Genomic DNA, 13,090 nt, shown 5'->3' with positions numbered 1-13,090 from the left:
TTACTTATATAAAAGTGATATTACAATATAATTTTTAATTATAAATTAAAAGGAGACTTATGTTCAAAAAAATTTTATCATCGATATTCTTATCATCAGTTTATACTTTTGCATTTGATTATAATTTAAAACCAGTAAAAGTAACAAATGACGTTTGGTGTTTTTTAGGAAAACTTGATATGCCTACAAAAGAAAATGGTGGCTTTATGTCAAATAGTTGCTATGTAAAAGCTGATAAAAGTTATGTTTTGATTGACTCAGGAGCAAGTTATGGCTTTGCTTCACAAGCATATGAAGCTATGTCAAAAATAGAAAAACTTCCTGTAAGTACAGTTATTTCAACTCATAGTCATGATGACCATTGGTTAGGAAATAGTTTTTACAAAGAAAAATTTAATGCAAAAATATTAGGGCCATCTTTGATAAATAAAGAATACAATGAAAATACTATTACAAGAATGCATCAAGTTTTATCAAAAGAAGATTTCAAAGGAACAAAAATAATTCCTGTTGATGATGTTGTAAATGAAACGAGAACCTTAAAAATAGGAAATAAAGAAATTACAATTATTCCAACAGGTGTAAAAGCTCATACTTCAGAGGATTTATTTGTTTTTATACCTAGTGAAAAAATTCTTTTCTCAGGTGATGTTATTATGAATGGAAGAGTAACATCAAATAGAGATGGTTCAGTAATTGGTACTTTAAAAGCTATTGATATGATAAAAGAAAAAGATTGGAATTACCTAGTAGCAGGTCATGGTCTTGATACTTCAAAAACAGCTATAAATGATACAGTAGAGTATTTTTCTTTATTAAAACAAAGGGTTTTAGAAGCTATTGAAAATGATACAAGTGGAACAGAGATAACAAAAGTTGTAACAATGGATGAGTTTAAAGACAAACCTTTATATGGTGAGTTAAATAGTAAAAATGTATACGATGCATTTAGAGAATTAGAGTTTTACGAAGAAGATTAAATTCTTCTTTTTTCTATCTTAATTATTTTATAGTTTCACTATGTGAAACTATAAAAAACTACTTTTAAAATAAATTTCTTTTTAAATATATTTCTTATAATATATCTTTAATTAATAAAATTAAGGAGAAGTTATGTCAAAAAAAATTCTTATATTAGCTGGTGATTTCGTAGAAGATTACGAATTAATGGTTCCATTTCAATGTTTAAAAATGTTAGGTTATACAGTTGATGTTGTTTGTCCAAATAAAAAAGCAAATGATCAAATTAAAACAGCAATTCATGATTTTGAAGGTGATCAAACTTATACAGAAAAACCAGGTCATAACTTCACGTTAAATGCTTCATTTGATGAAGTTGTTGAATCAACTTATGATGCATTAGTGATTCCTGGTGGTCGTGCTCCTGAATATATTAGATTAAATCCAAGAGTTATTGAAATTGTTCAAAATTTTAATTCTGCAAATAAACCAATAGCTTCAGTTTGTCATGGTATATTAGTTCTTGCAGCTGCAGGGATTATTGCAAATAAAACTTGTTCTTGTTATCCAGCTTGTGCTCCAGATGTTGGACTAAGCGGTGGAACATGGGCTGATATTGGATTTGAAAGTGCTATAGTAGATGGAAACTTAGTCACAGCTGCTGCTTGGCCTGCACATCCTGAGTGGTTAGCAAAATTTAATGAGTTATTAACAAAATAAATAGGTTATAATAAATCAAAAAAGGTTTATTATGCCATCTTTAATAAAATCTTTATCAAAGGGTTTAAAAGTTTATAGGTTTATCGCAGATTATGGTAAACCTATTTTAGCAGTTACTTTATGCGAAAAATTACAAATTGATAAAAGTACCATGTCAAGACTTTTAAAAACACTAAAAGATGAAGATTTTATCTCATACTTGGAAAATTCAAATGAAATAATCGCAAATGATATTTTAAATAAAACGAACCAATCTACAAAAATAGAACTCCTAATCAAAAAAACAAAAGTTTTACTTGAAGAGATTTCAAAAACTACAAATGAATGTGCTTACTTAGGTATTTTTGATGATTATAAAGTTTCATATATTAATCAAATTGATTTATCTAATCAAGAACTAAAAACAAGAAATAATATAGGTGTTCAAACAAATTTACACACAAGTGCTCTTGGGAAATCTATCTTAGCTTTTGGAAATTATGATTTGGAAAAAATTAAATTCAATCAATACACAAATAACACAATAACAAATATAAATAAACTTAAAAAAGATATTGAGCAAGTTAGAGAAAAAGGATATTCTATTGATAATAAAGAGTATCAAGATGGTATGTGTTGTGTTGCGGTTCCTTTGTTCAATAAAGAGAATATTCTTATAGGTGCTGTTGGAATATCTGGAAATTCAATAAGACTAGATTCTAAAAAAATTCATGAAATAGGTGAAGTTATATCAAATTTGGTTTCGAAACATATTATAAGCTATTAGTTCACTTTTTTTACACACTAAATTACTAATATAAGCCACTTAAAAAAAAGAGGTTTTATGAAAAGTTTTTTTACTAAACTATTTAAAATATTTACATTTCAAAAAAAAGATACTAATAAAAATGTTACAGGAATAAAGTTTGATTATAGCGAAGATGATTTATCAGTATATTTTGAAGTTGCTGACAAAAAACTAGCTGAAGAGATTTTATTAGATATAAGTTATATTAAAAATATGAAGAATCTAAAACATGGCTTTGTTTTAGATATATGTGCACAGCAAATACCTGAAATAGTTTCAAGTTTGCTTGCTGTGAATATACCAATTTATGCAGTTATTCCACAGAAGAATAATCTTTAAAAGATTAATCTTCTTCAACTACTTCAACGATAGCATCAACAGATGCATCTGTCATATCTAAGTCTAAATGTGGAGCATCTTTAGCTTCAACTAATTTTACATTAAAGCCTTTTTCTTTTGCTAAATTATAAAAATCAATTGTAATTTGAGGTTTAGAAATATCATCAGCAGTTCCATAAACTAGAACCATTTTCATATCTTTATTTACACTATGTAAAACATCAGTCATTGATATTAAATCTTTTCCTTGCTCTTTTTCATGGATATTATAAACACCACCTGCACAAACTAGATTATTCACTAAATGTGGATTTAATCCAGTCATAGTAGCCCCCATAGTACAACCAGCACTATGACCTATATATGTAACTTTTGATGCATGAAATTTTTCTTTCAATGCCTCAACAAGTGAAGCTAAAAACTCAACGTACTCTTTTTTTACAGATAAGTTTCCATCCCCTTCATGAGCTAGAGATTTAAAATTATTTGTAGATGAATCTGAATAGCCAGGAAGGGCAACAGCAACTGTCGTAATATCTGTTTGAAGTGATAAATTCTCAGCAAATGGAGCATATCTAGCAAGAGTATTCGTACCCTCTTTCCATGTTCCATGAACAATAATATTTAAGGCATCTTCTGTATCACCTTTTGATTTATAAAATTGGATACATTCATTTCCTGCAAAAATAAAATTATCACCTTTTTTTGCACAATCTTCTTTTGATATATTTGAAGCAAATAAACTAGAAGAAATAAGTAAACTTGAAAATAATAAAGCTTTTTTTAACATTTTTTATCCTTTTATTTTAAATTAATAAGGTGTAATACCTATATATCCAGCTGTTTGTTTTTCAATGATTTCTACAATTCCAGCTTGAACGTAATCAACATCATCTATGAAATCATTTTCAGTCCAGTTCATTGTTTCCATTGTATTTTTACAACCTATAAACTCAACATCATATTCCATAAGAGACTTTATTCTATCTAATGTTGCTTTATCATAATCTTTTTTAACAGCTCTCATTCCATTTCCATAAAGAACAACAGCAACTTTTAAAGTTTCACTTGGATACTCTTTTAAAATATTATAAATTGAGCCAAGTGTATGATTTACAACTTCTAAATTACTATCATGTAAATTTATAACTAACTTTCTAGGTTTCTCAAACGTTGGTTGAGGGTCACTAAAAGTTGATTGTGCATAAGAAAAGATTGCCATTAAAACTATTAGAATCACTTTTTTCATTTTTTATCCTTTTACTATCTTGTTTTCTTTTATAATACCATTTTTTATGATTTTACAATACAGTCCCCTATGAGATTTTAAGAGTGCAGGTAATTTTTTATCAAATACACTCAAATGGTTACATACGGTACAAATTTGTGTTATTTCAATAACTGAATCTTCTATCAATAATTGCTTCCCAATTTCAAAAATATGTGGATCAAAATCCAATAATATATTTTCACCTAAAGAGCCAAACTCTAAATCTATATTATTTTCTTTTGCTATTTCATAAGATTGAATTCCTACAATCATAACTGTTTGATCAAGTTTTTTACCTGCAAACTTATCATTTTCAATTCCAAAATCAACTATTAAATTTAATTTTTCTACTTGAGGTCTTGGTAAGCCACTTGACTCTTTTGTTGCACTAAAAGTTTTTAATACTTTTCCTAGATTTTTCATTTAAGATTCTCATTTAATATTTCAATAAAATCACTTTTAGTCCAAGATCCTGGATATTGTTTTATATATTTCCCATCTTTTGAAAGTATAAAAAAAGTAGGTGTTATTTTTTTATAAACTTTTTGTAAATCAAATGGCAGTGCACTTTCATCCATATCATTTTTTACAAAAACATAATCTTTTTTTATAAGATTTTTTATATCATCAAGTCCTAAAACTTCTTTATCCATTTTTTTACAAAAGAAACAAGATTTTGCTGTTGCATAAACTATAATTTGTTTATTTTCATCTTTTGCTTTTTTTAAAATTTTTTCTTCGTCTTTAGAAGAGAATTCATCTTTTACTTCATCTTTAATTTCTAAATGTTTTTTATATTCCATAAAAAATATTGCTAGATTGTTATACTCATCATCCTCTAATTTTATTCTTTGTTTTTTATCATAAAAACTTAAAATATGTTCATCACAAATAGTATTAAAAATATCTGGATTTTCTAAATATGTTTTTAGATATTTTTCTATTTCAATTTCTTGCATTTCAGGGTCTGTTGCATCCCCGATTTTTTTCGGACTATCCATAATCGCATATGCAATCATATTAACTGTTGGTGCTTTTAGGTTCAAAAGTTTATTATTTTTTGCAAAGAAATTCTCTTTTAGACTATTTAAATCCACATATCCACTATGACATGATGCACATTTATTATCAAAGATTTCTTTACCTTCTTTATAATCTGCATGAAGATTTAAAAATAAAAGTAAAGATACAATAAAAATTTTTATCAAATTAAAATCCTTTTTTCAACTTAATAAATATTTTTATTAAAAAATTTATTAAATGGAAAAAAGTATAAAGAGAAGCTCTTTATACTTTTAAATCAAGAATTAAATAATTCCAGGATTTCCAGCAACTCCGATAATATCAGGAGTATCAACTTTTAATTTACTAATATGTTTAACATTTTTTAAGTATGTTTCAACCGTTTCCCATACAGGCTCACCTTCTGATTGTGCACCAACAGTTGACCAACCAGCAACTTTATAAGACTTGTTAGCTTCAATTTTCATTCCAGTTTTTGTAAGAACGATATCTGTTATTCTTTCACCCATTTTACTTTTTGGATTAATTTTATAAGAAATACCACCTGTTCTTACCATATCTCCACCTTGTTGATAGAATGGATCTTCATTAAATAAGTTATCAGCAACATCTTCTAAAATTAGTTTAATATCTGTTCCTGACATATCTCTTGCATAAGTTTCTGGATAAGTCATAGCTGTTTGAGTCATTAAATCATCAAAAGTAATAGCTTGACCTGGCATTACAGAAGTTCCCCATCTAAATCCTGGACTTAATGAAATTTGTGCTTCTTTTACTTCAAGTAATGCATCACAAATAATTTGATCCCAAGAACCGTTGAAATTTCCTCTTCTAAACAGAGTCATTTCAGTTGTTGCAATTTCTCTTGTTAATTCTTTTAAGAAAGGTAATCTTTGATCTTCGATATATTTTTTCATATCTTTATCTTCAGGAATTAAATCTGAGAAAATTGGTAATAATGTAAATTTGAAATCTTTGATTTTTCCATTTTGAATATCTAAATCAAGTACATTTAAGAATTTACCATTACTTCCAGCATTACAAACATAAGTTGTACCATCTGGGTTTTTAACAGGAACAGCTTCAGGAACACCATCATGAGTATGACCACCCATAATAAAGTCAATTCCAGTACAAACTTCTGCCATTTTTTTATCAGTATCAAATCCATTATGAGAAAGAACGATAACAGCATCTGGTTTTTCTGTTTCTCTAATCATATCAACGATTTCTTGCATTGAATCTTCTTTAATACCAAAAGTCCAATCAGGAATAAATCTTTGAGGATTTGCAATAGTTGTATAAGGGAATGCTTGTCCAATAATAGCAACTCTAGCATTTCCCATTTTTTTAATTGTGTATGGTTTAAATGCATGACCTGTATCTTCATCAAATGCTTCAATTCCATTCATCATTGATGTTTCTTTTACAAAAACATTTTGTGCTAAGAATTCTGCATTTAAAGCTTTTACATTTTCTAAAACTTCTTCAGCTTTATATGTAAATTCCCAATGTCCAACAGCTACATCAACACCAAGTAAATTCATAGCACCAACCATATCTTTACCTCTTGTATAAAGAGCAGTAGCACTTCCTTGCCAAGTATCTCCACCATCTAACATAAGAGTTTTATCTTTTCCAAAACTATCTCTTAAATAATCAACAACAGTTTTAATTTGAGCAAAACCACCTGTTCTTCCCATAACTTTTGCATGTTCTTCAAAGTTTACACATGAATATGCATACTCAAGTCTTTTATTACCTTTAATTCCATAATAATCTAATAATTTTTCACCAACAATATGTGGTGGTTTACCAAAATTACCATAAAAACCAAGATTTACACTTGGCTCTCTAAAATATACAGGTAATAACTGTGCATGAGAATCTGTCATATGCAAAAATCTAGCATTTCCAAAAGGTTTTAACTTATAATAGTCTTCTAATTTATTTGTTGTATCTGTCATTCTTGTATGAGAATTAGCAAACACAGGAGCAGCACCAAGTACTGCCATCATATAAACAAATTCTCTTCTACTTAATTTACTCATTGTTATTATCCTTAATTATTTTGCAGCAGGAGCATCATCACCTACAACTGTAAATCCAAGCGAAGTCCACGCTTGCATTCCACCTCTGTAGTATTTGATTTTTTCAGCTGGATATCCAATTTTTAGTAATGCAAATTTTGCATCCTTAACCATTCCTGGAGTTTGTTCACACCAATAACCATTGCAATATAGAACTACTGTTTTAGCTTTTGAAAAATCTATAGAACCATCATCTTTTACAGAAATTCCCATATAATCTTCCATCATATCTATTGCATCATCTTTATCATCAAAATTTGTAAAAGGAACATTCACGGCACCTGGGATTCTAAGTCTTGCAAACCATCCTGGTTTTCTTGAATCTACAATTGCAATATTAGTATCAGTTTGAGCTTTTTTCATATACTCAATAAATTCTAATTCACCTACAGTTTCAACACCTGGTGCTAAAATCATAGGTTGAGGAGTACCTCTATCTGTAGTATCATACAATGATGAAATTTTATTCCCTGCCGTTTGATTTCTCATAATAGTGAATTTTTCACCATCTAAAGTTATATCTACTGATTTTACACCATCAGATATAGGAACAAATTTTTCTTCTGCAAATGATAATGATGAAGTTAGTCCTAGTATTAATGATGATACTACTAAATTTTTAAAAAATTTCATTCTATTCCTTTTCTAAAACAAAAAAAAAGTCAAGATTTAAACTCTTGACTTTTTTAATTTAAACATTAATCCAAATAAAATTAATATTTATAACCATCACCTGGAACTGATGCTCTCCAAGTTTTTTTAGCTTCTTCATCTTGTGTTAATGCACTAATTGCAAAAGAACAAGCTCTCCAAGCTCCAAATTCAACTGTAGCTTCGCTTGTCTTTACTTTTTTGTCATCAACAATATCAATATTTTTTGAACCTGTTTTAATAGCACCTTGAACAGCTTCAATATACTGACTAGCTTTCATACCAAGTCTCATAAACTCTATTTTATTTTTTACTGCCATTTCATTATATTTTGCAGCAGTAGCAATTACTTTTTCTATTCCATTTGCTTCAACATTGCACTCTTTTTTAACATCTAAGTTAGATATTTCAGACGCTGTTGCGTTAACTAATCCATAAGTTAATAATGCAGTTGCTGTTGCGAATTTTAAAATTGTTTTTTTCATAATATTCACCTTTATTATTTTCTTATATCTGGACCATCAACAGACATACCATTTGACATATACGCTAAGAAATAAACTAATTCTTTCATTTGAGTACTTTCATCTTTTGGTGGAACTTGTCCTTGATCTACAACACAACCTGATAATCTTCTTTCAAGAGTACCTAAACTATCCCATTTTAATCTAAATACTGGGAATTGTGTAATTTGTCCTGTTAATGGAGAAAGTTTTTCATTTCTAACCCTTTGACCTGCACCTTGAACGTGACAAGTTGCACAAGACATTTTTAAATATCCTCTTTGAGTATAGTAAAATTCTTTTCCATTTTCATATGCTTTTTGAGCATCTGCATTTTGAATTTTAATATCAAATTTTTTACCAGCTTCAGTAGTAGCATTTACTAAATATGCTTGTAAATTTGCTATATTACCTTTTTTAGTGTCCCATTCTTTTTCACCATTAGCTCTTAAACAATCATTTACTGCTGATGTTAAAGTAACAACATCTTTTTTCTTATCATCAAAGAATGGATAAGTATTTGTTACAGCAGGATCTGGGAAACAAGTTGCAAAAGAGTTACCATTAGCAAATTTTTTGTTATATAACTCTTCCCCTGCTTCAATATCTGACTCATATGGAGGCATTTCTTTAATAGCATCATATTGCATTTTTGCATCTTTTGAGTATGCATAAGTACCAATATTAAAATCATGATGTTTTAAATTTTTCTCATAATCGTTTTTTAATTCAGCATCTGTTGAATAAGGAAAAAATTTATCTTTATTTTTTTCTGGATCAGCAAACTTTGCTTCAAAATATTTTACTGCTTCAATTCTATCTTTTTCTGCTTGTGCATTGAAATCTGAAGCATTTAAAGCACATACTGTTAATGCTAATAATGCTGTTGACTTTACAATTTTTGATAACATAGTATCTCTCCTTTTTTATAAATTACTAAAATTAGTAATTATTTAATTTTTTCTGTACTAGTATCAGTAGCACCTTTTAAATCTTTCCAAGTAATCTCTAGTTCATCACCAACATTTCCACCTTTAAATGAAAACTTCATGTATGGATCTTTTGATAAAAATTGACTAGTTGATGCTTCATAAACAACTTTTCCACCAACTTTAGCAACTACGTAAGTAATGAAATTTGCTTCTTTTTTTGCTCTTTCAGCTTCTTGAAAACTTAACATTGGGTGAGTAGCTAATGCTTTTACTTCAACTATTCCATTTTTTAATTTTGCTTTGATTTTAGTAGTATCTGACATTTTTATTCCTTTTATTTTTTTATTTTATATATTTATTAATTTAATTCTATGCGATTAGTTGAATAAAATCAACCACCACATCCACCAATTGTTACTTTTACTAATTTAGAAACTGAATATAATTTACCATCAGCTTCAGCAATAACTGTAACAGTTCCAGTTTTTGCTAATTTAATTCTAATTGCATAATCAATAACTGCATTTTCAGGAATTGTAAATACTGCAACTGCACTTTCAGGATTTGCATCTTGGAAAACTGCAACTTTTGTAGCTTTTAATTCAGTATCAAAAGATACAGGAATAACAGCACCATTCTCAGCAATATCAGGAGCACTTAAGTTAATACTTCCTTCAGTTGTAGCAGTTGAACCAAAAATTTCTTTTACTGCATCATCAACTTTAGTTGCAGTCCAAGCTTTTGGCTTAGTTTCTCTAAAATCAATCGCACTTAATTTACCTGGGATAACAGCCACAGCCATTGCTCCTAAACCTAAACCTAAAAAATTTCTTCTATTAATCATTTTAATTTCCTTTTATTAATTTATTGTTTTTAAATAAGCAACTAATGCTTTAATTTCAGAATCACTTAACCATCCATTTTTACCAAATGCTGGCATTGCTGAAACTGGATTTGTTTTATATGGATCAAATATTTTTTCATATAACGCATCTTCAGGCCAAGCTGATAAATATTGTAATATAGGTCCCATACTTCCTGGTCCATCTAATGTTTTACCATTTACCGCGTGACAAGCAACACAGTTACCTTGAGTATTAGTTGTGAAAATCTTTTCACCTTCTTTTACTAAATCAGCATCTGATGCAAAACCACTAACAGCAATAAGTCCACTAATTGCAGATGCAGTTAATAACTTTTTAATTACATTCATAACGTTCTCCTTTTTATTTACTAGAATTAATCATATAATCGATTACTTCCTTCATTTGGTCATCAGTTAAATCTGTTCCACCTCTTGGAGGCATTGTATTTATACCATTTATACCATTATGATAAACTTTCTCAATTCCTTTTTCAAGAACTTTACTCCAAGCATCTTTGTCTCCTAATACAGGAGCTCCAATAGCTTCATTAGCATGACATGCAGAACAGTTTGCCTCATATGTAACTTGACCAGGTTTAACAGAAGTATCTACTACTACAGGTAAATCTCTTACTACTGATATAGGTTGATTAACACTATCTGTTAAATCATACTCTATTTTCATTAGAAGTTTGTCTGTATCTTCTTTTATACAATCTTTCATACATTTTGTTCCCGTTCCATATATTTTTGGATCTGAAAGCAATGCAGTCATATTTTTAACACCTTGTCTTGGATCTTTTGTATCAACTTCAGGATAAAAACCATCTGCATTTGGCATTTTAATTTTCATCATTTTTTCTTTGTCTAATACAAAATCATCATCCATATCTTCACCTTCATATTTAATACCATTTACTGATAATATATATGCAGTGATTGCATAAGTTTCACTATTTGTTAAACTTTTTGAATGAGTATATGGCATTGAATCTTGAATATACCAGTACAACGTACTAGCAAATGGCCAATATGTACCAACTGTTCTTAATGGACTTTCAGGATTTGGATGTTCATCCGCTGGATTTAACCTTTGATTTTTTAAAGAGTTAATTGAACCCCCAGCAAGTCTAGGATAACCACCCTTTCCACCTGCACCAAAATCACCATGACACATTACACATTGTGCATCATAAAGTTCTCCACCCAATTCTACTGAACCTTCAGCTTTTTTAGGTTTTCCATCATCTCCAAGAACTACTTGACCTCTATTCATTTCAAATTCAGGTAAACCAGTTCCATCAGGTTTTACATCAATATCCCAAGCTTTAATTTCATTCTCAGTTGGTATTCTTCCAATGTTATAACTCTTAATATCTTGTGTATTTACATGATACGAAGAATATTTACCGTCTTTTATCGGATATTTTACAGCACCATCAACAGAAGATTCTTTTGTAGCTGCCATTACAGAACTTACTAATAAACTAGATAAACCAACACTAAGAAGAGTAGATTTAAGCTTTTTTATGTTTTCTAATTTGAACATTATTACACTCTCCTTTGCTTGTTATTTCCCATGTTACTATCGCATTTCTGTGATAAACTGATTCAACACCAACTGCTGATGTTTCTTCATCAATTGTAGGTTGAATATTTCCAAAGTCATCATATGATCTACTTGCAAGAATCATAGGTTTCCCATCCCATTTAATAATATATGAGAATCTTGTCCAAGATTTTGGAAGTACTAAACCTTTTAATTTAGCTTCTACCCAGTTATCTCCACCATCAAATGATATATCTACACCTTTGATTGTTCCATGTCCAGACCATGCAAGTCCTTCTATTTCTACCATTTCACCTTTTTTAAGGTGAGTCCATGGTTTCTCAGGACATGGTGAAGTAATAACAGAGTTAACTTCATTTACCCAGAAATATCTAATAGCTTTTCCTGATTTTTGTAGCATTGTATATTTTGAAGTTTCTTCTTTTGAATGCCATGGTTTATCAGAAAATTCTAATCTTTTTAACCATTTAGTATTAAGATTTCCTTCCCATCCTGGAACAACAAGTCTCACAGGATATCCTTGTTCAGGTCTTAATGCTTCACCATTTTGTCCCCAAACAACCATAATATCATCCATTGCTTTATCAACTGGAATTGATCTAGGATTTGAAGCATTATCACTACCTTCTGCAAGCATCCAAACCGCATCTTTTTCTAGTCCTAAGTCTTCTAAAATAGTTTTTAACATAACTCCAGTCCATTGAGCAGCACTCATAAGACCTTTCATAAATTGTAAATTATTAAATTGAGGAGCTCTCCACTCAGGACTCCCATTTGCAGGACATTCAATAAAGTATGTTCTTGTTTCACTTGGATATTTTTTTAAATCTTCTAAAGTTAAAACTATCTCTTTTTTAACTTTACCATGAATCATTAGTCTCCATTCGTTTGGATTAACATGTGCAGTTCCACCATGATCTCTTACGAAAAATAGACCATTTGGAGTAATAATTCCTTCTGATTCATGAATTGGGCACATTGACACAGATGCATGTGGATCTCCCGATGAGAACAATTCATGCGTTCTTCTTATATTATTATGCTCATACGCTGATGGAATTCCATATAGATTTTTATCTACTGGATCTCCTAACTTTTGTCCCCAAGGTGCTTCGTTTATAATCGCTGGATCATCTGCTTTTGCAGAAACAGGCGTTAAAACTGAGGCAGCACTTAAGGCACCAGCAGAATAAATAGCAGTTTTTTTGAAAAAATCTCTTCTACTTGTTACTGCAGTAGCACTAGATTTAACTTCTTTTTGTAAAACTTCGCTGTTTTTCAACTCTAACCTCCTAAGATATTTGATAATACTCATTAAATTTTTTCATCACCTCTATTATAGATTTTATAAGTTAAAATGAAACTTAAAATATTAAGTTT

General features: G+C 29.4%; 17 protein-coding genes. 4 read left to right on the top strand and 13 right to left on the bottom strand.

What is annotated here, in order from left to right; translation table 11 throughout:
• Nucleotides 1-59 precede the first annotated feature (59 nt).
• The 4 genes from AACT_RS04170 to AACT_RS04155 all read left to right on the top strand — a co-directional run bounded on the left by AACT_RS04170 (nucleotide 60) and on the right by AACT_RS04155 (nucleotide 2,806).
• Complete coding sequence (locus AACT_RS04170; RefSeq protein WP_172125232.1) at nucleotides 60-980, top strand: MBL fold metallo-hydrolase; 921 nt, start codon at nucleotides 60-62, stop codon at nucleotides 978-980.
• 133 nt (nucleotides 981-1,113) lie between these two features.
• Nucleotides 1,114-1,680, top strand: a complete 567-nt coding sequence (locus AACT_RS04165; RefSeq protein WP_172125230.1) for a DJ-1/PfpI family protein — start codon at nucleotides 1,114-1,116, stop codon at nucleotides 1,678-1,680.
• Between the two features lie 31 nt (nucleotides 1,681-1,711).
• A complete protein-coding gene (locus AACT_RS04160; RefSeq protein WP_172125228.1) occupies nucleotides 1,712-2,446 on the top strand; it encodes an IclR family transcriptional regulator in 735 nt (244 codons plus the stop codon).
• Nucleotides 2,447-2,503: 57 nt separating this feature from the next.
• Nucleotides 2,504-2,806 (top strand): hypothetical protein, encoded by a 303-nt coding sequence (locus AACT_RS04155; protein WP_172125226.1) that lies wholly within the window; start codon nucleotides 2,504-2,506, stop codon nucleotides 2,804-2,806.
• Between the two features lie 4 nt (nucleotides 2,807-2,810).
• Here AACT_RS04155 and AACT_RS04150 read toward each other — a convergent pair whose 3' ends face one another.
• The 13 genes from AACT_RS04150 to soxC form a co-directional block, all read right to left on the bottom strand.
• Nucleotides 2,811-3,596 carry an alpha/beta fold hydrolase gene (locus tag AACT_RS04150; protein ID WP_172125224.1) on the bottom strand — a complete coding sequence of 262 codons (786 nt, stop codon included), beginning with the start codon at nucleotides 3,594-3,596 and terminating at the stop codon, nucleotides 2,811-2,813.
• Between the two features lie 21 nt (nucleotides 3,597-3,617).
• Nucleotides 3,618-4,055: a DsrE family protein gene (locus tag AACT_RS04145; RefSeq protein WP_172125222.1), complete on the bottom strand. Its 438-nt coding sequence runs from the start codon at nucleotides 4,053-4,055 to the stop codon at nucleotides 3,618-3,620.
• A gap of 3 nt (nucleotides 4,056-4,058) precedes the next feature.
• Nucleotides 4,059-4,499 carry an MOSC domain-containing protein gene (locus AACT_RS04140; RefSeq protein WP_172125220.1) on the bottom strand — a complete coding sequence of 147 codons (441 nt, stop codon included), beginning with the start codon at nucleotides 4,497-4,499 and terminating at the stop codon, nucleotides 4,059-4,061.
• Nucleotides 4,496-5,284, bottom strand: a complete 789-nt coding sequence (locus AACT_RS04135) for a thioredoxin fold domain-containing protein (RefSeq protein WP_172125218.1) — start codon at nucleotides 5,282-5,284, stop codon at nucleotides 4,496-4,498. Before AACT_RS04135 ends, AACT_RS04140 begins: the two co-directional genes overlap by 4 nt.
• Before the next feature lie 99 nt (nucleotides 5,285-5,383).
• Complete coding sequence (soxB, locus tag AACT_RS04130) at nucleotides 5,384-7,150, bottom strand: thiosulfohydrolase SoxB (protein ID WP_172125216.1); 1,767 nt, start codon at nucleotides 7,148-7,150, stop codon at nucleotides 5,384-5,386.
• 15 nt (nucleotides 7,151-7,165) lie between these two features.
• Nucleotides 7,166-7,822 carry a rhodanese-like domain-containing protein gene (locus AACT_RS04125; RefSeq protein ID WP_172125214.1) on the bottom strand — a complete coding sequence of 219 codons (657 nt, stop codon included), beginning with the start codon at nucleotides 7,820-7,822 and terminating at the stop codon, nucleotides 7,166-7,168.
• An 80-nt stretch (nucleotides 7,823-7,902) separates the two neighbouring features.
• Nucleotides 7,903-8,325 (bottom strand): hypothetical protein, encoded by a 423-nt coding sequence (locus AACT_RS04120; protein ID WP_172125212.1) that lies wholly within the window; start codon nucleotides 8,323-8,325, stop codon nucleotides 7,903-7,905.
• A gap of 14 nt (nucleotides 8,326-8,339) precedes the next feature.
• Nucleotides 8,340-9,254, bottom strand: a complete 915-nt coding sequence (soxA, locus tag AACT_RS04115; RefSeq protein ID WP_172125210.1) for a sulfur oxidation c-type cytochrome SoxA — start codon at nucleotides 9,252-9,254, stop codon at nucleotides 8,340-8,342.
• 38 nt (nucleotides 9,255-9,292) lie between these two features.
• A complete protein-coding gene (gene soxZ / locus AACT_RS04110) occupies nucleotides 9,293-9,598 on the bottom strand; it encodes a thiosulfate oxidation carrier complex protein SoxZ (RefSeq protein ID WP_172125208.1) in 306 nt (101 codons plus the stop codon).
• A 68-nt stretch (nucleotides 9,599-9,666) separates the two neighbouring features.
• Complete coding sequence (gene soxY, locus AACT_RS04105) at nucleotides 9,667-10,119, bottom strand: thiosulfate oxidation carrier protein SoxY (RefSeq protein ID WP_172125206.1); 453 nt, start codon at nucleotides 10,117-10,119, stop codon at nucleotides 9,667-9,669.
• A gap of 15 nt (nucleotides 10,120-10,134) precedes the next feature.
• Nucleotides 10,135-10,488 (bottom strand): sulfur oxidation c-type cytochrome SoxX, encoded by a 354-nt coding sequence (soxX, locus tag AACT_RS04100; protein WP_172125204.1) that lies wholly within the window; start codon nucleotides 10,486-10,488, stop codon nucleotides 10,135-10,137.
• Nucleotides 10,489-10,501: 13 nt separating this feature from the next.
• Entirely contained in the window at nucleotides 10,502-11,689 is a 1,188-nt protein-coding gene (locus AACT_RS04095) for a c-type cytochrome (RefSeq protein ID WP_172125202.1), read from the bottom strand.
• Nucleotides 11,658-12,992, bottom strand: coding sequence for a sulfite dehydrogenase (gene soxC / locus AACT_RS04090; RefSeq protein ID WP_172125200.1), 1,335 nt, complete (start codon nucleotides 12,990-12,992; stop codon nucleotides 11,658-11,660). Before soxC ends, AACT_RS04095 begins: the two co-directional genes overlap by 32 nt.
• Nucleotides 12,993-13,090: the final 98 nt, after the last annotated feature.

Source organism: Arcobacter acticola, assembly GCF_013177675.1.
GTDB lineage: Bacteria > Campylobacterota > Campylobacteria > Campylobacterales > Arcobacteraceae > Aliarcobacter > Aliarcobacter acticola.
The sequence above is the reverse complement of the archived record's forward strand: the minus strand, read 5'-3'. Positions and strand labels throughout refer to the sequence as shown.